Source organism: Bacillus mexicanus (assembly GCF_050445615.1).
GTDB lineage: Bacteria > Bacillota > Bacilli > Bacillales > Bacillaceae > Bacillus > Bacillus mexicanus.
On sequence record NZ_JBCEYV010000001.1, the window covers coordinates 1,581,202 to 1,602,337 of the forward strand.

General features: G+C 45.0%; 22 protein-coding genes and 1 pseudogene. 13 read left to right on the forward strand and 10 right to left on the reverse strand.

Features of this window, described 5'->3' with window-relative positions; genetic code table 11:
• Positions 1 to 23 precede the first annotated feature (23 nt).
• Positions 24 to 533: a DinB family protein gene (locus AAGG74_RS08565; protein WP_429675100.1), complete on the forward strand. Its 510-nt coding sequence runs from the start codon at positions 24 to 26 to the stop codon at positions 531 to 533.
• 279 nt (positions 534 to 812) lie between these two features.
• On the opposite strand, the gene AAGG74_RS08570 is transcribed toward AAGG74_RS08565, so the two are convergent.
• Together AAGG74_RS08570 and AAGG74_RS08575 are read right to left on the reverse strand one after the other, a co-directional pair.
• Positions 813 to 1,358: a GNAT family N-acetyltransferase gene (locus AAGG74_RS08570; RefSeq protein ID WP_429675101.1), complete on the reverse strand. Its 546-nt coding sequence runs from the start codon at positions 1,356 to 1,358 to the stop codon at positions 813 to 815.
• A 241-nt stretch (positions 1,359 to 1,599) separates the two neighbouring features.
• On the reverse strand, positions 1,600 to 2,463 hold the full coding sequence (locus AAGG74_RS08575) for an AraC family transcriptional regulator (protein ID WP_429675102.1): 864 nt from the start codon (positions 2,461 to 2,463) through the stop codon (positions 1,600 to 1,602).
• Between the two features lie 123 nt (positions 2,464 to 2,586).
• Here AAGG74_RS08575 and AAGG74_RS08580 point away from each other — a divergent pair, with 123 nt between their 5' ends.
• A complete protein-coding gene (locus tag AAGG74_RS08580) occupies positions 2,587 to 3,954 on the forward strand; it encodes an MATE family efflux transporter (RefSeq protein ID WP_429675103.1) in 1,368 nt (455 codons plus the stop codon).
• Between the two features lie 26 nt (positions 3,955 to 3,980).
• Here the strand turns inward: AAGG74_RS08580 and AAGG74_RS08585 are convergent.
• Positions 3,981 to 4,807: pseudogene (locus AAGG74_RS08585) on the reverse strand (phytoene/squalene synthase family protein).
• A 260-nt stretch (positions 4,808 to 5,067) separates the two neighbouring features.
• Here AAGG74_RS08585 and AAGG74_RS08590 point away from each other — a divergent pair.
• Positions 5,068 to 5,526, forward strand: a complete 459-nt coding sequence (locus AAGG74_RS08590; RefSeq protein ID WP_429675104.1) for a DinB family protein — start codon at positions 5,068 to 5,070, stop codon at positions 5,524 to 5,526.
• Positions 5,527 to 5,662: 136 nt separating this feature from the next.
• Here the strand turns inward: AAGG74_RS08590 and asnB are convergent, their stop codons facing one another.
• Positions 5,663 to 7,507 carry an asparagine synthase (glutamine-hydrolyzing) gene (gene asnB / locus AAGG74_RS08595; RefSeq protein ID WP_429675105.1) on the reverse strand — a complete coding sequence of 615 codons (1,845 nt, stop codon included), beginning with the start codon at positions 7,505 to 7,507 and terminating at the stop codon, positions 5,663 to 5,665.
• 145 nt (positions 7,508 to 7,652) lie between these two features.
• Between asnB and AAGG74_RS08600 the strand changes: the two genes are divergently transcribed.
• On the forward strand, positions 7,653 to 8,234 hold the full coding sequence (locus AAGG74_RS08600) for a DUF2777 domain-containing protein (protein WP_162102182.1): 582 nt from the start codon (positions 7,653 to 7,655) through the stop codon (positions 8,232 to 8,234).
• Between the two features lie 31 nt (positions 8,235 to 8,265).
• Here the strand turns inward: AAGG74_RS08600 and AAGG74_RS08605 are convergent, their stop codons facing one another.
• The 3 genes from AAGG74_RS08605 to AAGG74_RS08615 form a co-directional block, all read right to left on the reverse strand.
• Entirely contained in the window at positions 8,266 to 10,950 is a 2,685-nt protein-coding gene (locus tag AAGG74_RS08605) for a S8 family peptidase (RefSeq protein WP_429675106.1), read from the reverse strand.
• Positions 10,951 to 11,121: 171 nt separating this feature from the next.
• The gene (locus tag AAGG74_RS08610) at positions 11,122 to 11,478 is read right to left on the reverse strand and encodes a YisL family protein (protein WP_429675107.1); all 357 of its coding nucleotides are present in this window, start codon (positions 11,476 to 11,478) and stop codon (positions 11,122 to 11,124) included.
• 115 nt (positions 11,479 to 11,593) lie between these two features.
• A complete protein-coding gene (locus AAGG74_RS08615) occupies positions 11,594 to 12,499 on the reverse strand; it encodes a fumarylacetoacetate hydrolase family protein (RefSeq protein WP_429675108.1) in 906 nt (301 codons plus the stop codon).
• Positions 12,500 to 12,651: 152 nt separating this feature from the next.
• Between AAGG74_RS08615 and AAGG74_RS08620 the strand changes: the two genes are divergently transcribed.
• From AAGG74_RS08620 to AAGG74_RS08660, 9 genes are all read left to right on the forward strand, one after another.
• Positions 12,652 to 13,575, forward strand: coding sequence for a CotH kinase family protein (locus AAGG74_RS08620; RefSeq protein WP_429675109.1), 924 nt, complete (start codon positions 12,652 to 12,654; stop codon positions 13,573 to 13,575).
• 143 nt (positions 13,576 to 13,718) lie between these two features.
• Entirely contained in the window at positions 13,719 to 13,889 is a 171-nt protein-coding gene (locus tag AAGG74_RS08625) for an aspartyl-phosphate phosphatase Spo0E family protein (RefSeq protein WP_429675110.1), read from the forward strand.
• On the forward strand, positions 13,870 to 14,100 hold the full coding sequence (locus tag AAGG74_RS08630) for a hypothetical protein (RefSeq protein ID WP_429675112.1): 231 nt from the start codon (positions 13,870 to 13,872) through the stop codon (positions 14,098 to 14,100). Before AAGG74_RS08625 ends, AAGG74_RS08630 begins: the two co-directional genes overlap by 20 nt.
• A 133-nt stretch (positions 14,101 to 14,233) precedes the next feature.
• A complete protein-coding gene (locus tag AAGG74_RS08635) occupies positions 14,234 to 14,455 on the forward strand; it encodes a spore germination protein (protein ID WP_162102006.1) in 222 nt (73 codons plus the stop codon).
• 15 nt (positions 14,456 to 14,470) lie between these two features.
• A complete protein-coding gene (locus tag AAGG74_RS08640) occupies positions 14,471 to 14,704 on the forward strand; it encodes a spore germination protein GerPB (RefSeq protein WP_162102007.1) in 234 nt (77 codons plus the stop codon).
• Between the two features lie 22 nt (positions 14,705 to 14,726).
• Positions 14,727 to 15,344 carry a spore germination protein GerPC gene (gene gerPC, locus AAGG74_RS08645; RefSeq protein ID WP_429675113.1) on the forward strand — a complete coding sequence of 206 codons (618 nt, stop codon included), beginning with the start codon at positions 14,727 to 14,729 and terminating at the stop codon, positions 15,342 to 15,344.
• Entirely contained in the window at positions 15,341 to 15,517 is a 177-nt protein-coding gene (locus AAGG74_RS08650) for a spore gernimation protein GerPD (RefSeq protein ID WP_162102009.1), read from the forward strand. Before gerPC ends, AAGG74_RS08650 begins: the two co-directional genes overlap by 4 nt.
• The gene (locus AAGG74_RS08655; RefSeq protein ID WP_162102010.1) at positions 15,517 to 15,921 is read left to right on the forward strand and encodes a spore germination protein GerPE; all 405 of its coding nucleotides are present in this window, start codon (positions 15,517 to 15,519) and stop codon (positions 15,919 to 15,921) included. The genes AAGG74_RS08650 and AAGG74_RS08655 overlap by 1 nt, the downstream gene beginning before the upstream one ends.
• Before the next feature lie 31 nt (positions 15,922 to 15,952).
• Positions 15,953 to 16,171, forward strand: coding sequence for a spore germination protein (locus tag AAGG74_RS08660; RefSeq protein WP_010333667.1), 219 nt, complete (start codon positions 15,953 to 15,955; stop codon positions 16,169 to 16,171).
• A gap of 36 nt (positions 16,172 to 16,207) precedes the next feature.
• On the opposite strand, the gene hlpB is transcribed toward AAGG74_RS08660, so the two are convergent.
• From hlpB to sbcD, 3 genes are read right to left on the reverse strand one after another with little or no spacing between them, the layout of a single operon-like run.
• Positions 16,208 to 16,510, reverse strand: coding sequence for an HNH nuclease-like protein HlpB (hlpB, locus tag AAGG74_RS08665; RefSeq protein WP_162102011.1), 303 nt, complete (start codon positions 16,508 to 16,510; stop codon positions 16,208 to 16,210).
• Positions 16,511 to 16,523: 13 nt separating this feature from the next.
• On the reverse strand, positions 16,524 to 19,916 hold the full coding sequence (gene sbcC / locus AAGG74_RS08670; protein ID WP_429675115.1) for an exonuclease subunit SbcC: 3,393 nt from the start codon (positions 19,914 to 19,916) through the stop codon (positions 16,524 to 16,526).
• On the reverse strand, positions 19,913 to 21,088 hold the full coding sequence (gene sbcD / locus AAGG74_RS08675) for an exonuclease subunit SbcD (protein ID WP_429675116.1): 1,176 nt from the start codon (positions 21,086 to 21,088) through the stop codon (positions 19,913 to 19,915). Before sbcD ends, sbcC begins: the two co-directional genes overlap by 4 nt.
• Between the last annotated feature and the right edge of the window lie 48 nt (positions 21,089 to 21,136).

Below are 21,136 nucleotides of genomic sequence, written 5' to 3' on the forward strand. Positions count from 1 at the left end.
TCTTAGATAAGGAGGCAATGCTGATGACAGATGTAAAACAGTTATATGACTATCATACTTGGGCAAACGAGCGAATGTTTAACCATATCGAAAACCTGCCGGAGGAAACGGTTTATCAAGAAGTAGAAAGTGTGTTTTCTTCTGTCAGCAATGTGCTGCTTCATATGTGCAGAGCTGACTACTTTTGGCTGAACGTTCTTTCGGGAGCAGCCTACCAAGAGATCATTGATGGCGCAGGCAAATTCGAGTCTGCAAATAGTAATATGGAAGCAATTAAACAGCAGGCTTCCAAGTTGCAGTCACAGTACCTTGATTTCTTCAGCCGTCACACGGACTTAGAACAGACATTCTCCATGCAGCATCCGAAACTCGGAACAATGGAGCTAACCTTTACAGACATCATCTTTCATATCGTCAATCACGGCACTTATCACAGAGGGAACGTGACCGCCATGCTGAGACAACTGGGCTATACAGGCGTGCCTACTGATTATGTATTCTATTTATATGAAAAGAAAGCAAGCAAGGGCTGATTTGCCCTTGCTTGCTTTGATTAGAACGCTGCTGGAGTGCAGAAGATGCATTGATTATGCTGACCGCTCCCATACACATACGGCGGGCCTGTAACCATGGGCATTGTTCCATTCCGGGCACAGCAAGCTTTATGAAAACGAGATTGACGGTACACTTTCACTGTCAGATGGCGGCATGTCGATTTCTCAATCCCTATGAAAATACTGTGCCGAACATTTCCGTCCTGACATCATGAGATTATGCCTTCCTCAATGCAGAATCAAACACACCCCGCAATTCTATTCGCTGTGTTGTTGTTTTATCCATTCCTTCTTTAGCAATGCGTATTGGAAAGTGTTTTCGTATTTAGGTGTTCCATCCTCGTATTTCGTAAATGAAATAAATTCAAGAAAATAACCTTCTTTACGCATACCTGCTCTCTCACATAACTTTTGTGACCTATAGTTATCATCCTCAACATATGCGTAAAGCCTTCTTGCTCCTTTTTGTATAAAGAGATACTTGAAAAAAGCTTTCACACTTTCACTTGCATATCCCTTCCCTTCAAACTGAGCATTGAAGTTCCAGCAAACCGCATAGGTATCTGGTTCATCTTTTACATAATATAGTTCTCCGATTAGAGCATTGCTGTCTTTTAAGCAAACGGCAATATAAGAGTCATCATTGCTTCTTTCTTGAACTCTCAAGGCAGCTTCTTCTAACGTAGACATTTTGTCATCTAGAAAGCAATTCACTCTCGGATGAGCCGAATATGCTAACAAACCTTGAGAATCTGCTGCGGCAAAATTTCTTAATAGTAATCGATCGGTTTCAATGTTTTGCATATGGACACTCCTCATGTACATGTCATGTAACAGCTGATTTCTATGAACAGATTGTACCATATCCTGTTAATGGTCTATAAGAAAACAAAAATAAAAAGAGCCCGCTCATTAGCAGGCTCATGGGTTGAGCGGCAGGACGAGTTTTTTTATTTCATCTTTCATGTTAGCAGTTCGCTCACACTTCGGCCCATAAAACGCCCGCCGCCCTAAATTGTTGTTTTCAGGTCCGCTCCTCGTCTGGTTATTGAACTTTCCGGCTGACACTTTTCCGGTATTCAATTGGTGAAATGCCTTCTATTTGCTTAAAGAGTTTTGAAAAGTATGTCGGGTCTTCCATTCCGACCGTTTCCGCAATGACGCCCATTTTATCATTTGTAGAGGATAAAAGACGCTTTGCTTCCCTCATTCTCACCCGATTCGTGTATTGTGCCGGTGTAACGCCAAGCACCTGCTGCATGCAGCGGCTCACATAATCCTGATGATAATGAAGAGCGAGCGATAAGTCTTTGATTGTTGTTTTTTCTTTATAATGCTCCTGTAAGTACCGGGCTGCCTCCCATGCGACCCGTTCTTTCGCAGACGGTATTTGAAACGCCTCTTTTTGAAGGTGAAGCATCAGTTCTTCAAATAAGATTTGTTTTCTAAGCGGCAAATCGGAATTTTCAGCAGAGTAATCGATCAGCCTTTCAAACTGCTGCGCCATAAACTGCGGACGCTGCACCTTGCCTTTTCGCGGCAAAGCCAGTTCGTAGCGGGCCGGCTCCTCAAGCCCCCCTTTTTCCTTCTGCAGCTCAGACCAATTACTGCCTCTCTTTTCCGTAAATTCATATTGATGTTCATCGAAGTGAAGCCAATAATAAGAGGTTGCTTCATCACTGCCCTTTGTCCCATAGTGTTCAAGACCGGGAGAAAGCAAGATGTACTCACCGCCTTCAACAGAGAACGATTTATCATTTTCTGTTATATAAAGCGTTCCCCGCTTGACGTATATCAGATCAAATACGGAGAATACACGCTTCGCATGAGTTTCTCCTCTTTTAAAAATCCCTTCTCCAGCTGCGATAAATACCGGAAAAGGCGGGACTGTAAATAGGATTCGAGGCATTTGAATCACCCTCCTTTTTAAGTCGGATTTTTGCAAGAAGTATCGTTTCTCTCCCTTTTTATTATAAGGAAATGGAGGTACACTTTAAAACGTTGATTTTATTTACGAAAGGGGTTAGACACTATGAAACAAGCTGTCTTCAAAACTACCGCTTTGAAAAAACCCGCTGACAAAACGTTCTCATTATTTTCGCTTACTTGGCCGATCTTTATCGAGGTCTCTTTATATATGTTTATGGGTAATGCCGATACACTGATGCTTAGCCAATACTCAGATAACAGTGTGGCAGCAGTCGGCGTCAGCAACCAGATTTTGAATTTAATTATCGTGATGTTCAGCTTTATCGCAACAGGAACAACTGTCATCATTTCACAATTTTTAGGGTCGCATCAAAAGAAAGAAGCCACAGAAGTCGCTTATGTATCAATCGCCGCCAACTTCTTTATCAGCCTTGCTATCAGTGCTGTCGTCTTTTTCTCGGCTGTTCCTCTGCTTCATATGATGGGATTATCAAACGAACTGATGCCTGATGCCAAAGTCTTTTTGCAAGTTGTCGGAGGTCTTTCCTTTATTCAAGCTTTAATCATGACATTCAGTGCGATCTTAAAAAGCTATGGCTATACTAAAGATACAATGTTTGTCACGATCGGCATGAATATTTTAAACATTGCCGGAAACTTTATTGTTATTTTCGGTATGTTCGGCTTTCCTGTTCTCGGCGTTGCCGGTGTTGCGATGTCAACATCTATCGCTCGCGTGATTGGATTAATCGCTATGATTGTTATTGTCAACAAACGCATCGGGCTGAAGATGTCGCTGAAAAAAATCTTTCATATGCATAAAGATCATTTGCGCAAGCTGCTGAAAATCGGCATCCCTTCTGCGGGAGAACAGCTTTCATACAATCTTTCACAAATGATTGTCACCTATTTTATCGCCATCATGGGCGCACAAGCTTTGACAACAAAGGTGTACACGCAAAATATTACGATGTTTATTTTGCTGTTCGGCACTGCAATCAGCCAAGGCACACAAATTTTAATCGGCCGCTTTATTGGAGGCAAACAGTTTGATGCCGCGTATGAACGCTGTATGAAGAGTTTATATTGGGCGATCGGTATTGCTGCGGCAACGTCTGTTTTAATGACGATCTTTTCAAAGGATCTCATCGGCATCTTTACGCAAAGCCCTGATATTATCGCTACTGCAAGCTTATTGATTGCGATGACGATTATTCTTGAACCAGGCCGGTCATTTAACGTCGTCATTATCAACTCCTTGCGTGCGGCTGGCGATGCGAAGTTCCCTGTCTACATGGCAATGATTTCAATGTGGGGCATCGGCCTTCCGCTTGCTTATCTATTCGGTATTCATCTCGGCTTCGGGCTTGCCGGTGTATGGATTTCTTTTATCGCGGATGAATGGGTCCGGGGAATCCTCATGTACAGAAGATGGCGCTCACGGATTTGGATTCAAAAAGGGATGGCGTAACACCCGGCTCAAGGCCGGGTGTTTTTTTATTGTGCAGACAGAATCAGCTTTGCTTCGCTGTCAGTTAAGACATGCTCTTGTTCAAAAACATTGTACTGCTCAGTCCTGATTTTTTCTAAAACTGCTCGGTGCAGGTGCGCCGCTGCTTCCACCGCCTTTTGCGAATACTTAGGGAAAAGCGGCAGAGCATCCAGACACTCTTCAAGATAGGCTTCTGCCTCAAAGGCGATATACTCCCATGTCATCGTGAACGCTTTATTTACGGTGCCTTTTTGAAGCTCGGCCTCTGTATAGCCGAATTGCTGCATCACCTGACGGGGAATGCGGTTTTTTTGCTGTTCTGTGCCAAGATCGCTTAAGATGCGAACCAGCTGTATGGCTAAGCCGAGAGAGACGGCTGCTTGTTTCAGCTCATCTTGTTTTCGGCGTGTCAGAATCGGCAGCAGCATCAATCCCGCCGTACCGCCCGTCTGATATGCATACATGAGCAATTCATCAAGGGAATCATACGGTTTGGCGTTCTCTCTTTGTGCGGCAATAAACTCCCGAAAAGGCTCGCTGTCCAATGTGAAAGTCTGATATGCATGATCGAAAGCCTTCCATAAATGGTGTTTCCCGTTACTTGTCCTTTGGTAAACATGATCCGCCTCAGCTTCAAATGCAGCCAATACTTGTTCATCCGCACTGGCCGCTGTGTGGCAAAACGACAACACTGCCCAAGCGGCTTGTCTTTGCTTCAGCGGGAGACATAATAATGCTTTAAAACAAGCTGGCGCATATTCGCCAACAATCTGTCCGCACTGCTGGTAGGCTTCTTTTATCTCTTTCATTTCTTTTCACTCCTATGTATCACTGCTTCTTCAAGTCTAGTATGTTTTTCCCTAATTGTATATGAAGAAAATGCCGATTCTTATTTTGTAAAAGAAACAAGATGAAAAATGTGATTGCCGCCATCATATAAACCTCGGATACCTGGTCTGAACAGGAGCATCTTTTAATGCCCTGCAACAGATAAAATCTAAATACTTCTCAATCACCGCTTCAATAAAAGAAGGAATCACGAGAAAAAGAGCTAATTGTTAGTTGATACATCATAGTATTGGAGTGAGTTCAGTGAAAACATTTTTTGAATATAACTGGCAGGTTAGGGATCAATGGTTTACGTGGTGTCATCAGTTAACCACAGAAGAGTTACTTAAAAACCGTCTTGGCGGGGTAGGGAATATTTTATATACTCTTTTTCATATTATTGACGTGGAATATAGTTGGATTCGTGCAATCCAAGGTAAAGAAGACATCGTTGTTCAATTCGCTGATTATCAGACACTCAATAAAGTAAGATCCCTTTCAAACACATTCCGAGATGAAATTATTGATGTTTTAGAAACACATTCAGACCAAATAAAAGATGAACTTGTAAGCGTTCCTTGGGAGAAAGATGTTTTATATACGCGAGATGAAATATTACACCATATTATCGCTCACGAAATTCACCATATTGGCCAACTTTCTGTATGGGCTAGGGAATTAAAGTTAAGCCCCGTATCAGCTCATTTTATCGGCAGAACATAAATTCTTATTGAAGGCGCTGCAACAAGTCGATATCGCTGTTGTACAAAAAAGGATAGGCGGAGCATATTTCTGCTCACCCATCCTTTTTTATTTTAATTATATCCCACGCCGTTTCATAACATTTGCATAGAACAACCTATCTCTCGTCAATATCAATGCGATACGCTTCAAACCATGTATGAATTTGAGCAAGGTGAGCGATCAGCTGAGGCCCTTTCATGAGCTGCCCAAACCACGGAACCTTGAAGGAGGAGCCTTCCGTTTCTAAGAGCTGATCCAATTGTTTTCTGTCCAACAGAGTATGGAGCACAGAGTCCTTTTGGCTTCTGATGGCTTTCAGCCACTCGCTGACTCCTTTTGTATATTCGGGATGATGTGTTTTCGGATACGGGCTTTTTTTGCGATACAGAATGTCATCAGGCAAAATGCCTTCGAGTGCTTTTCGTAAAATGCCTTTTTCCCGGCTGTCATGCATTTTCATTTCCCACGGAATATTCCATACATATTCCACGAGCCGGTGATCAGCAAATGGCACCCGCACTTCAAGGCTTGCTCCCATGCTCATGCGGTCCTTTCGATCCAAAAGGTTCGTCATAAACCACAGCATATTTAAATAGAAGAGCTGTCTTCTTGCTTTGTCCGCACCCGTTTCCCCATCTAATAATGGCGTTTCCGCCAAGGTTTCTTCATATTTGGCATTCACGTATTCTTTGAGATTCAATTTGTTCTGCCACGAATCAGAAAGCAGCTTAATTCGCTCTTCTGTCGACCGCATCCATGGAAAGCCGGCCTCAACGTCTGCCATATGAAACCAAGGGTACCCGCCGAAAATCTCATCCGCGCATTCGCCCGACAAGCTGACGACAAAGTCCTTTTTCATTTCCCGGCAAAACCACAGTAGGGATGAGTCCACATCAGCCATTCCCGGCAAATCCTTGACGAGCACAGCTTCCTCCAAATGATCGACAAGATCCTGTTGGCTGATGATGCACCTGTGATGCGTCGTGCCGAAGGCCTCTGTCATTTTTTCTATCCATGGCCCATCGTCATTTGGCTGAAAAGCGCTTGCTTGAAAAAATTTATCGTTCTCTTCGTAATCAATCGAATAAGTATGAAGCGGTGCTTTTCCTTCCTTTTCAAAATGGCCTGCCGCAATCGCTGTAATGGCGCTTGAGTCCAATCCGCCTGATAGAAACGTACAAACCGGCACATCTGACACAAGCTGCCGTGTCACCGCATCCTGAAACAATGATCTGACATTGGCAACCGTGTCATTAAAGCTATCCGTATGTGTTTCGCTTTCTACATTCCAATACCGCCAAATATTCAGCCCATCTTTAGAAAATATCAGCGCGTGTGCCGGGCGGACTTCTTTAATGCCTTTAAATACGCCAGTACCCGGAGTTCTGGACGGCCCAAGCCCAAAGATTTCAGAAAGTCCTGTTCTATCGACACACGCTTTTACCTCAGGATGTGCGAGGATCGCTTTGATTTCTGATCCAAACAGAAAAGAAGAATCTTGCTTCGTGTAAAAAAACGGCTTTACACCAAGACGGTCTCTCGCGGCAAACAGCAGATCACGCTTTTCATCCCACACAGCAAAAGCGAATATGCCATTGAGATGGTCTACGCAGTCTTCCTTCCATTCAATGTAGCTGTGCAGGAGCACTTCAGTATCTGACGTGCGCTCGAACTGATGGCCCCGCGCCCGCAATTCTCTGCGCAGATCTTCCGTGTTATACAGCTCCCCATTGTAAATAATGGTGTACGTATCCCCTTTATAGGTGCATGCCATCGGCTGGCGTCCGCCTTCTATATCGACAACCGCAAGCCTTTTATGTCCAAATAAAACATGATGCTCTCCCCAAACGTTCGAATCATCAGGTCCCCGTTGGGTAAGAGTGTCTGTCATTCTGTTAATCGTTTGTTTTTCCTGGACGAGCTGCTTTTTAAAATCGACCCAACCCGTAATTCCACACATGTGATATCAGCTCCAATCCCATTTCTATCGAAACAATTTCGTTTCTTTCAGCGCCTTAGTAAGTTTATGCATCTATAGGCAGATAGATGATTTGTCCATCAAAGAGTTGTATGGGACAGGCTTGAATTGGAAAGAAAGAAGAGGAATGAAGAAAAAGGAGACAGCATGGATGAAACGGAAACAATTGTTATATAAAGAGGAACGAAAATGGGAATACGGCACCATTCTCATCGAAGATGGCATCTGTTTAATTGAAAACGGGGAAGGCGATATCCTGCTGGCGGACAGTCTCCATCACAGCCCAATTTGGATCCAGCATAAAGGAAAATGGAAGCAGGCCGGCTTTCATGATCAATTGATTCTGGCATGCGGCGAGGAACACATCTCCCTTTCAGGCGGAGAACACATCCGCTATGAAAAATCAGTCAAGTTGCCGCTCATGACACTTTTGGATTCGCTGGATGACGAAACCTTTTTGGTGTTTTTACAGCATTTGCACAGCTTTGGCTTATCCGTATTCGATTGCGTATTTTCCTATAATAAGGGGGTCTTTTCGAATACACCTGCCGAGCAGGGTGTATCTTTTTATCACTTCTCAAACGACACCGCCCAATGCGCGATGCAGCACCACTACAGCCACGACACGACAGGCGATCGGTTTGAATGGACAGCTTCAAACGGAAAACGTTCCATTATGTATTCAGCAGTCCAGCGGGGGCGCAAATAAAAAAAGCGGTGCAACGAGCACCGCTTTTTGATTATTTTTCAACAACCACTTTTACATCCTTGCTTTCTTTTTTATTTGTATCAGTAGCCGTGACATACAGCACAGTTCCGGCTGTTTGTTTTTTGATGTTCACCGTAAACGTTCCTTTTGCGTCAGCTTGGGCAGAAGCAATGACTTTCTTGTCTTTGCTTTTCACTTTAATCATTGCCTTGCTGTTTGCCTTCCCTTTCACTGCCGTATCCTTTGTTTTTACCGCGTTTACTTTCGGTGCGCCGGAAGGTTTTCCTTTGACGACGATCACTTTGTATGATGTGTTTGCATCACCTTTTGTCGCTTTCACATATAAGACTTGATCCTGTTTTTGAGTCGGGATTTTGACCTTGAACGCACCGTCTTTTCCGGCTTTGGCGCTGCCGAGTTTTTTCTTGCCGTTCATGACCTCGATAAGTGTGCCTTCTTTTGCGCTTCCTGTGACAGCTGTTTGTGTGCTTTCAAGCTTGTTGACTTTGAGCTTTACATCATTTGCGCTGACAGCCTTCATGACGTTCAGCCGTCCGTAGCCTGAGTGCCAGTCTACTCCAGGCGTATTCGGAATATCAATCGGATCGCCGTTATCATCATACAATTCCTCTTCTTCACCATCTACACTTTCAAAGGAAACATCGTCTGCCGTCTTCTTCAAAATGTCCTCTGCTTCTGTTCTTTTCAGCTGAGGATTCTGGGCAAACAACAATCCCGCGGCAGCGGCAGCATATGGCGTCGCCATAGATGTTCCGCTCATGTAGGTGACATTTCCGTTTGGCACTAAGCTCGGGACATCAGATCCTGGAGCAGAAATGTCCAAACCTTTTCCATAGTTAGAGAAATCAGCGGTCATATCCATGCGGTTCGTCGCTCCGACAGACATCACATATTGAGAAGAAGCAGGATAAGATAAGGAATTGGCTCCGTCATTTCCGCTGGCAGCGGCAACCAAGACGTTTTTGTCAGCAGCGTATTTCAAAGCAAATTCAAGTACGCGGCTATAACCTCCTCCTAAACTTAAATTAATTACCTTTGCTCCTTTGTCAGCAGCATATTTAATGCCAAGAGCAATTTGTTCAGTATCTCCGGCGCCTGTGGAATCGAGCACTTTGACCGGGATAATTTTCGCGCTGGCATTCAACCCAGTCATAGAATAGCCATTATCACTTTCGGCGGCAATAATGCCCGCGACGTGTGTCCCATGCCCCTGATCATCCATTGCATTGTTATTCCGTCCGACAAAATTGCGGCCGAGATCGGTTCTTACTTTTTCTTTTAAATCAGCAAGCGTGCTGTCCACACCTGTGTCTACTACCGCAATTAATGTATCGTTCAGCTTGCGTTTGGACAGCAATGTGCTGGCAGGCTCGTATTTCACATCCGCATTTTTGACTCCGCCATCTTCACCGGTATTTTTAAGCGGCCATTGGTAAGGATACTGAATATCGTTTGACAGGCTTTTGTATGTCTGCACAGGTTCCGCAAATTCTACATTAGACATCTTGGATAATGTTGCAGCAGCGCTTTTGACCCGTTTTGCACTTGCCGTATATGCGCCGTTTTGTTTCTCGTCTTTCGGAAGCTCAAATGAATACAGATTGTCAAATAGCTTCTTTGCCGTTTTCACATTGGAAATGTCTTTTTTCGATTGCGCACTTGCAGAAAAGCCCTTCATTTCATTATGTACAGAGGAGAGGCTTTTATTGTTTTTCACTTTGAAAATAACCTTTGTTGTCTGAACTTCACTTTTTGCCGCAAGATTGTTTTCGGTTAAAATGGCTCCTGCTGTCTTGCCTTGCAGCTGTTTGATATTGAATCGCTCTGCTTGTTTCTTTACTTCTTTTTTAAGGAAAGACGGGACTGATTGTAAAGCTGTATCATAAAGCCGATTGATTGCTTTTTGATCTTTTTCAGTCACTTTGTATGAAGATAACGCACCGTTTTCTGACACGTCATCAAACAATGGCTTTAATGTCACCAGATCCTGATAGATTTCATTTCTTGCTGTTTTATGAAGGGCGAGCTTTGCCACAATAAATGGAGCCGCTTTGTAGTAAAGGCTTGTCAGCTCTTTGCCTTCTGCTGTTTGGCTTAACTGCTCATCACGAATCGCTCTCAGCTTGTCCAGGATGCTTTTTCCGGATTTCTTCTGATCGACACTCATTTCCACCGGACAAGCTTCTTCCTCTTCTAAATCTGACGGCTGTTTTTTGGTACCTTTATATCCAATCGTATATTTGGCTTCCGCCGCTGCTTCTGCTGATTCGCCGTCCTCTTGTTCTTCTTCTCCGAGGTATTCAACTTTCACATAATAAGGGCCGCTCCACGCGTATGGAAAAACGATTTCGCTTTTTCCATCCTCCGCTGTGTAAGAACGGTACATCTCAAACGTTTCATCTTTAAGCGCTTTTTCCTTACTTGGATATACAGATACATTCAGTACTGAATCACTCTTTACGCTCAATGCCATATGTGAGTTTTTCTGAATATCAGCTTTTCCCGGGGTCACTTTGTACCATTTCACCTGTTCTGGTTCCTTCATGGTGCCAGTCCGGTCTTTGCCATTTTCCAGAGCCGTTGCCTGATCGATCGGGTCAGCCGCTGCCGCTTTGGTTTCCGGAGAAAAAAGGCTGAAGATCAGCGCAAAAATGAGCACCGCCGCCATAAACGAGCTGAATTTTCTTCGTTTCATGATATCCCTCCTGTAAAATAGTGAATCTCTTTGAAGGTATCATAATTTCATAGAACAAGATACCGCTTACAGGATATTTTAAGATTATTTTAAATATTTAGGAATATTGAGGGATAAATATACAAAAACAACCCGACTCTTTTCATAGAGCCGGGTTTGCGCTTTTTTCTATTAAAACAATTGAAAACCGATTGGCAGATGCAGACCGAGCAGCACTGTCAGAATAAGGACAATGACAAAACCGATCCATAGGCCTCCGGTTGACTTTTCTTTTTTCTTGCGGATGAGGAGCATTTCCATCAGGCAGATGGTGATGATGCCAAGAATCATTTTCCCGGCGTATTCTCCATTCCAGTTGGCAAAACGGACAAACAGCTCAGCACCTGTCAAAATAATAAGGATATAGAATAATCGCAGAATCATATGAGTGATTTTTGCTCCCTTCGCACTTCCTGACGAATACAGCGAGTAGCTGACGAACAGCAGAATCAGCGCTACCACCCATGTTGTAATATGTAAGTGTGTCATACAGGTTCCCCCTATCAGATAAATTACCTCACTTATAGTACCATGAACTTGTCCTCTGCCACAAAGATGAATCTCAGAAAAAATGGCCGGGTTCGCGTCCGCCCTCCTGGTTGTTTCAGCCGATTTGGTTTGACAGCGTTCCGATCAATTCAATCGTAACGTCGATTTTGTCACCTGCCCTCAGGAATTTTGGCGGCGTAAATCCTTTTCCGACACCAGACGGCGTACCGGTGGCAATGATGTCTCCCGCTTCAAGCGTCATCCCTTTTGAGAGGGTTTCTATCAATTCTGGAATAGAAAAAATCATATCGCTCGCCGAACCGGATTGGCGCATCTCGCCGTTGACTCTTGTTTCAATCTTGAGGCGCTCCGGCTCTTGAAGCGATGATTTATGGACAAGCACAGGTCCCATCGGACATGTCGTATCAAGGCTTTTTCCGATAAAAAACTGCTTATGTCTTTTTTGCAGATCACGCGCCGTGATATCATTTACAATCGTATATCCGAAGATATGGTCATAGGCGTCTTCTTTCGATATGCGGGTGCCGCTTTTTCCGATGACGACAGCAAGCTCTCCTTCATAGTCAAGCTGAGAAGTGACGTCTTCATGGCTGTTTACAATATCATGATGCCCTGTAACCGTTACCGGCGATTTTGTGAATACCATCGGGTGCTCCGGAATATCAGCTTCGCTTCCCATTTCAATTGCGTGATCCCTATAGTTTTTGCCAATGCAGATGATATTTTTTGACGGCTTCGGAATGGGTGCATGGAGCTTTACCTCAGATAACGAATAAACAAAGGATCCCAGCTCATCATTCGGTTTCTTTGCCCACTCGGCCAGCTGTCTTGCATGCGCAACAAACTTATCCCCTTCTGCGATACATTCAATCAGCGATCCCGGAATCGTTTCAAGTTCAAACAGTTTTTTTTCAGCCTTTTGTAAATCCATAATGTTCTCATCATCAATGATCAGGCCGACAAATATACGGTTGTAAAGTTCCCCTGTCGCAAATTTCATGTTATTCCTCCATCATCTTTTAAATCAGAATGCTCCTTCATGTATTCTCTGTCGAATGCTGAAATCCCTTTTTCTCATATCCGTTTCATTTCGTTTCAGGACTGGCTTGCTGCACATATCATACAATGTCGTTTTGAGGAGGAGGAATAAATATGAAGATCATACATTTATTTTTTCATCGGCAGCAGCTGAATCATGAAGGTACTGCCAAAGGGCTTCTGATAATGGATCAATCAGTATCTCCCATTCTTCTCACACAGCGTGATAAGGCAGAAAAAGCATCCTATGAAATCAAATGGGAACAGTCTCCGCTAGGTCAAAGCACACTTTTTTTGAATGCAGAACAGAATGACCCGTCCCTGATGAGGCGCAGGCTCGCTTATTGTTTTTTTAACCAGATTGGCGTTCCCGCTCCCGCTGCCTCGTATAGCTTTCTGAATATCAACGGCCAGCCGGAAGGCATTTATTTAGAGATCAAAAACGATCAGCTATCTGATAGAACAAGTTGCCGTGTAAAGACAGCCGATCCGAGGGTTCCGCTGTCCGTTTTGAAAGATGGATCTGCTGCGTTCTCACCCGAGTTTTTGACGCTGATCCACACAGCTGAAGATGATGAATTAGCTGAACGCGTTAAAATGTATTTGGATGTCAAACTGTTTTTTTTGTGGCTGATCGGCAGTGCCTGTACCAATCAAGGATTTTATTACACATTTTGTTTAAACGAATACGGCCGGTTGCATGTTTCCCCGATTGAGACCAGATCGCTTGCCGCCCATAGAAAATCTGACGACGACCCGCTGCTGACAAAAGGACGGACCCTTTCGTCACGGCTTCTTTCCATCCCCGCCTTCCGGTCTCAATATCACACGTTAATGAAAAACGTGCTGAACCGGTCGTTCACCATTGAAGGATTGTCTCCCTTCATTAACGAATGGTGTCTTGACATTTGTCAAAAAGCCAATGATGATCCTTTCATAAAAAAAAGCCCCCTCTCATTCGAAAAGGAGCAGACAAACATACTTAGAGAAATTGAAGAACGGCAGGACTTTTTGCAAGCACACTTAGCAAGGCTATAGTCCCTATTCCTATAAAAAAGGCCGCAGAAAAAATTGTCGCATTTTTAGCCAAATTGACGAAAGGCAACCTTTTCAGTCAAAATAAGTTATACTAACGATATCCTCTGTTGATCAAAATAAATTCTAGAATTGGAGATCGTGTAATGAACAGGAAAATTGAAGCGATGAGAGACACACTAATCAAAACAGCACAAAAGTACGGCATGAATGCAAAGGAAACGATTCAATGCAGCCAAAAGCTGGATAGCCTGCTGAATACCAGCATTAAAGAAGAAATGATGTTTGGGGGATATCATGAAAACTCCCGGATGTAAATCATGTTCTAAAGCGATTGGAACACACCGCATGCAACTACGCTTTTTGCTCAGCATACATCGGGATATCCCTCAGGGCGAAAATATGCCGCCCGAAAATCGTAATATACCGCAGCACGACATACTCTCAAAAACATGTCTACAAAAAAACAACATCATGCAGGCAGACAGCGGCATCCGCCGCCTCTTTTTCCGCTCAGACTATGTTTAATATTCAAAGTCGGTAAATCCCTTTAAAATTCCTCTCACACATATGTGCGTTTGTCATAAGCTATCATGAATCGCCCAATTGAAAACAAAATCAATCGTTATTTTTTCAATTTCACAACAAAGGATGTGCTCGTATGCCGGCCATTGTCGGAGCGTTCAAAATTAATGCGATTGGTACGAGCGCCGTCGTTCATATCGGAGACTGCATTACGATTTCTCCTCAGGCACAGGTCAGAACGTTTGCCGGTGCCGGCAGCTTTAATACCGGCGACAGCCTCAAGGTCATGAATTACCAAAACGCGACGAATGTAAATGACAACGATGTGATAGATCAGCCGATCGCAGGCAATGCGTAAAAGGAGCGAGGCTTCATGAATTTCTACATTAATCAAACAATCCAAATTAACTATATCCGGCTTGAATCAATCAGCAACTCCTCCATTTTGCAAATTGGAAGCGCAGGGTCAATCAAATCTCTGTCTAACCTGTATAATACGGGCAGCTATGTCGAACCGGCACCAGAGGTTTCGGCTTTGGGGCAGCCAATCGAATTACAGGAACCCGATACAGGTTCATTGGTCCCGCTCCAGCCTCCTGGCCGTTAATCATATGAAAGAGGTGAAGAATATGTATGATCAATCTGTTTCCTCTTACTTGCAAAACTTGAATTCCTTTGTTCAGCAGCAGGCGCTTCATATTCAGCAGCTCGAACGCCAGCTGAAAGAGATTCAATCTGAAATGAATACGGTGAAACAGAGGCCGGCTACTACGATTGAACGTGTTGAGTATAAATTTGATCAGCTGAAAATTGAAAGGCTTGAAGGGACTTTAAATATTGGCTTAAATCCGACAGATCCGAACAGCGTCCAGAATTTTGAAGTCAACCAAACTGCACCTGAAATCGGAATGATGCAGCAGGAAGAGAGTGCCCAGCTCATGCAGCAGATCCGCCAGAATGTCGATATGTACTTAACCGAGGAAATCCCAAGTGTTTTGGAGCAGCTTGAAAACCAATATGACAGCAGGCTTGACGATACAAACAGACATCATGTCATTGAAGACATCAGAAAACAAATGGACAGCAGGATTCACTATTACATGTCCCATATCAAAAAAGAAGAACATACACCGCCTGCACAATATGCGGAACATATCGCTGAGCATGTGAAGAAGGACGTAATTCGTGCTGTAGAGCATTTTCTGGAGCATATCCCACCCGAAATGAAAGGAGATGAGCAAACATGATTTTTACAGTCATCAACCGCAACCTGGAAGTCGGGAATATCCGGATGAATGGTGTATCCAGCTCTTCTGTTTTTCATATTGGAGACACTGAATCCATCTATCTGTCATCTATTTTCGATACACCGCCTGAATCTCTTATTATCGGGCCGCTTGCTCAGCTGCCGTCAGAATAATGCTGAAGCGCATACCCCGCATCAGGATGATTAAATTTAACTCTCTTGGAATAGCAAGTGTGTTTCAAGCCGGCGACACAAACGAAATCGATATGAAACTAAAAGTATTGGCTGTTCAGCGCTCACAGTCTACGTTTTACAGTAATGAAGGCTCATTTAACAGGAAAGAGTATCAAATCTTTCAGCAGCACGCACCTCTCCCGATTCCTGAAACAGGTGTACAAAGCGCATTTTACCATGAGGTGCCAATTATCCAGGTCCACAACATTAAAATTCAAGGGGTGTCATCCTCTTCTGTTTTTCATGCGGGGTCGGTTTCTCTTATTCGCGGCGATGCGAGAATCAAACATATTAGGCAGATTCAGTCTCCTCCGCGCTCACAATCGCCCGACCAAAGCATATAATAAACAGAGACTTCGATAAAGGGTGTCGTTTATGCCAGCAATTGTCGGGCCTATAGCTATCAATTCCATATCGGGCGGAGTCGTAAACTTCGGTGATTCCTTTTACCTTTCTCCGAAAAGTTCTTCAAAATCTGCGCTCGGTTCGGGAGCAGGAAACACAGGAGATTTCCTTCTATTAAACAACGCAGTCAACGCGACAAACTATATAGACCCCGATGTCAGCGATCAGGATATGGTTGGAAACGGATAAAAGCAGCCGCTCTTACAAAGAGAGGGCTGCTTTTAGTCATTTTTTCTTTTTTCGTTCATTTGATTTCTTTGTTTTGATCAGCTTCTCAGGCGGCTGCTTTCTGATCCATTTGACAAACCGGGCCAGTTGCGGATCACTTCGAAGTTCAGCTATTCCGTTTAAACGAACCGCGAGCTCTTGATTGGTATATAAAGCATGAATCTGTTTATGGCAAGGAATACAGAGCATCGCTGTCGGCAGAAATGTGCCGCCTTCCTCTTTCGGTGTGAGATGATGCTCTGTCAGCTGGACATCTCTCCGGCCGCACAGCTCACATATTCCAGCAGTCTGCTTTGCCATATCCGCTCCTCCCTTACATCAACTCAAGTGATACCCGTGTTCCGCGGCCGCTTGGTTCCGCCGGATGGACGATCAGCTTTTTCGGAAGCCGCGCCCGCAGTTCCTGCACATGGCTGATGACACCGACAGACAGATTGTCTGACTGCAGTTTTTCCAAAGCGGTCACAACCGTATCAAGAAGATCCTGATCCAGAGTGCCAAATCCTTCATCTAAGAAAAAGAACTGAAGCGGGTATTCGCCGCGCAGCTGGATCTGTGCAGATAACGCAAGAGCGAGAGAAAGCGAGGTGAGGAAGGTCTCTCCTCCAGACAAGCTGGATACCGGGCGTTTGACGCCTCCATTCGCGTCATCACGCATCACGAACCCGCCTTCTGAATCTACTTCGATGGCATAACGCTGTCTCGTCAGCATGCCAAGTCTTGCTGACGCGTCCCGCGCAACGCTTTCAAGCTGCTCCTCAGCTAAAAATTCGACGAAGGTATTCCCTTTAAACACAGCTTGCAGCTTGTCCAGCCTGTCGATATGCGTCTGCCATTTTTTTAGTTCCGCTTCAATTTCATTAAACCGTTTATGATGGTCGCGAATGACGGCCAGCGCTTTCGCCGCCGCGCCTTTTTCCTCTATAGCTGCGCCATGTGCGTCCTCTGCTTCTTGTAATGCCGTAACGGTTTCGTTCCATTCGCCCTCTAATAAGGATCGTCCGGCAAGTCTCTCCGCCACACGCTTTAAGTTTGCGGTATTTTGCTTCACTTTATCCATAAACTGGTCGATTCCAATTTTCATCTTATCAAGCTCATCTGACGGAATAAGACTTTGCTCCACCTCTTCAGTCCGAGTAAAGGGGGTGCTTTTTGCATGCTCAAGCCAAGCAGCTTCTGCTTTCTCCAATCTGTCCTTTGCCTCTCGAAGGGCGATCTCGCTTGCTGAAGCGCGGCTGTTCGCCTGATTAAGCGTCGTTTGGGCGCTTTGCAGTTCTTCATACAGAATTTGTTCTTTTTCCTTTAACACCTTTAGATCCTGCTGGACAGTGCTGAGTTTGAGTTTGATCGAATCACCTTTTGCGTAACCACCGAGTTCGCGCTCATAATCAGCTATTACGCTTTTGATTCGTTCAGCCGCATAATGAAGCTCCAGCTTTTCCCGTTCCAGCTGGTGTCCCGATTCCCGCAGCTTTTCCTTTTGTGCTTCATACTCAGCAAGAAACGCGATGCTTTTTTCAATCCGTTTTTCACATTCTTCCGCAGCCCGGTCCTTTTCTTCAATGGCTTGCTGCCATTTTTCCGCTTCATCCACAGACTGATCCTGAAATGCTTCTTTAAACATGTTCAGATGGCTGTCCATCGAGGACTGAAGTTCGGCGATAATGCCTTCAATCCGATCAGCCTCTCGTTTTTCAAAACCGATTTTTTCATTATACTGATCGACCTTTTTTACAGACTCCTGGTAAGCACTGATCATTTGTGTCATTCGTGTTTTCACAGAAAGAATATCCTGTTTGACTCGTTTCCATTCTAATACAGCTGCATCAAACGCTTCATTGACCGGCTGATTCTCGTAAGAAGCTGCCGCTTCAAGGTTCGGTGCTTGAATCGTTTGTAAAAACGGACACTGTTCAATACAGCGTGCAGACTGTTCTTCAAGCGTGATTTTGGCTGACAGAATCTCTTGGCCGAGAGCTGCCGCTTCCGTCAATAACACATCTGTCTGTTTGATGTTTTCTTCAAGGTTGCTGTCGAGCTCATATGTTTCATGTACAGAGGCAGATGAATCATGATGGGTTGAACCGCAGACCGGACAAGGCTTTCCGGCAGTCAGCTTTTCAGCTAATTCTTTTGTCAGCAGTGCCACCCTTGCTTTTTCACGCTGCGCGTGAAGCGTTTGCTGTCTCTTTTTGGCCTGCTCAATCATTTGGTTGAATGAACGCTCCGTCTCGCACACCATATGATACACCGTTTGTACCGCCTCATATGCCTGAATGATGTTGTTTTCTTCTGCTTCTTTCTTTTGAACAAGTGTACGCTTCTCCTCATTCATCTTCTGCAGGATGAGGTTCAATGCGTCACTTCGTTTTTTCTCTTTTGTGATTTGCTCCTCAGTCTGTCTGATGCGCAGAGCCATTTCTGCGGCCTTCTGGCAGCTTTTTCGCTCATCAGAGGTCACCTGCAGAGATTTAAGCTGCTGCTTCAATTCCGTCTGTCTGTTTTGTCCCCGTGTCAGACGATCTGTTACCGTCTCCAATTCATTCATGACAGATTGAAGAGCCTTTTCTTTCTGTCGGAGTTCAGCCTTTTTGTGCTCTTCCTCTTGTTTGGCTTCACTCCGTTTGATTTCGATCTCCTGCAAGCGGGAAAGCTGTTCTTGTTCCGTTAAAAGCGCAGGCTCTTTCTCGCTTTTATGCCGGCGCCACGCTTCATATTCTTCTTGTTTTTGATGAAAGAAAGCAGTCCGCTCTGCTACATTCTTTTGGGCAAGCGTTTGTTCCTTTTCAGCTTTATCCTCATGCTGGATCGTTTCTGCATACCGGTCGGCATAGGGCTTCAGAGCGGCAGCTGTTTCGGCTTCCTGCAAACGCTTTTGCATGCTGTCTATGTGCGGATGTTTTTCTTCCAGACGTTTTTTCTCTTCTTCATAAGCGGCTTTTTCCTTTTGCACATTCCAAATCTCCTGATGCTCAGCAAACCGCTCTTTTGCTTGATCACGATTCTTCCTCATGGCTTCCAGCCGGGCTTCCGCTTGTTTAAGAGCCTGTTCCGCCTGCTCAACCGCTTCTGAACTCGCCTCGCCGAGACCGGACTGCTCAGCCAGCATTTCATTTTTCCTAGCATTGGCTTCCTGCGCCTGCCGTCTCAGCTTTTTCACAAGCCGGTCTCCATACTGCTCTAAATGAAATAAGCGCTGAAGCATATGCCTGCGCTCCGCCCCTTTTAAAGACAGAAATTCAGCAAATTTCCCTTGCGGCAGGACCACAGCTCTCGTAAAGTCGTCGATCGTCAGCCCTAAAAGCTCTTCCACTCTTTTGTTCACTTCGCCGGCTTTATCCGCCAGCACCGTTTGTTCATCCTTGATTTCGATGAAGCGGCAAAGTGCTGTCTTTACCTTCATGTCATCTGTTCTCTTAAATACGCGCTCAACTTTGTAAGAGGTTTGATGATTCGCCTGAAGCGCAAAGGTAAAGGAAACAGACAGCGTATCTTCCGCATGGTTTAAGATCCCGTGTGTATTGTTTGCCGCCCGCTCCACCTTTCCGTATAAAGCAAGCGTCATTGCATCGAGGATAGAGGATTTACCGCTTCCTGTCGGGCCGAAGATACCAAAAACCCCTGCGCCGGAAAGGCCGTCAAAATCTATCGTCTGCTCCTCTCTAAAGCTATGGAGCCCCTTAATGCTTAAGGCGATCGGCTTCATGTCGCATCCTCCTCTTCTGCACCTGATGCAAGCTCTAAAAACAGCTTCACCATTTCTTCATCCGGCACTGCGCCGCCTGTTTGTTTTTCATAAAATTTCTTGAAGCGGTCCTCAATCGACACATGTTTAACCTCGATCCGTTCCCGGTCTTTCTTTTGTTCTTCGAAAACCGGCCTGATATGGATAAAGCCCGGGTGCGCCTTCCGCAGTCTGTGAATGTCTTCAAGTGAGAGCTGGTCCGTCACATGGATTTCCAGATCAATCCAAGCATTCTGATCCCTGCCTTCATCAAGCCAGCTGTACACCTCGCTTACGCCATTTACGGCTTTCCACTTCACAAGGGGTTTGCCGCTCGATAATAATACTTCATTCCAAGAAGCCTCTTCTCCCGGCTTCGCGTCCACAATTGTCACTGACTTGGCATAGCCTGCCTCAGAAAAACTGTAGGCGAGCGGCGAACCTGAATAACGCGCAAGCGTCCGCGCCCGCTTGATCGTTTGCGGGCGATGCAAATGGCCGAGTGCCACATATGCGGCATCCGCGGGCAGACTTTCAGCAGCCACCGTATAAGCGCCGCCGACTTCAATCGGCCGCTCTGAATCCGTTTGGTTTCCGCCTGCGACATAAATATGGCTGGCGGCAACCTTCACGGCCTCTTTACGGAACCGGCTTGTCATATGCTCAAACGCCTGCCTGATTTTTACGTCATAATGATCGCGGAGCAGCTTTTCATCAAATGTATCGGATAGCACTTCATTTAATCGCGCTTCAGATGGATACGCCAGTGCTCCGACCGCTAAAAGCTCCCCTGCTGAAGGCACTTCAATGTGAAGCGGTTCTGTTGTCGGATAGCCGATTAAATAAATGCCGTTTTCATGTGTCAGCGGTGAAGCGGCGGATAAGCGGTCAGGATTATCATGGTTGCCGGCAATGACAACAATCGGACGCTTTCCTCTGTCACTGAGCGCAGACAGGCTTTCATAAAACAGTTGTTCGGCTAAAGCCGGCGGGTTCACGGTGTCAAATGCGTCCCCCGCCATAACAATGGCATCGATCTGCTCTTCCTTTACAATCGTATTCAATTCATCAAGCACATCGGCCTGTTCACTCAGCCTGCTTCTTCCTTCCAGCGTTTTTCCTAGATGCCAGTCAGCCGTATGTAAAATACGCAAATGCTTTCACCTCTCTTTTGTATAGAAAACGAGATCCGCTCCGCTTGA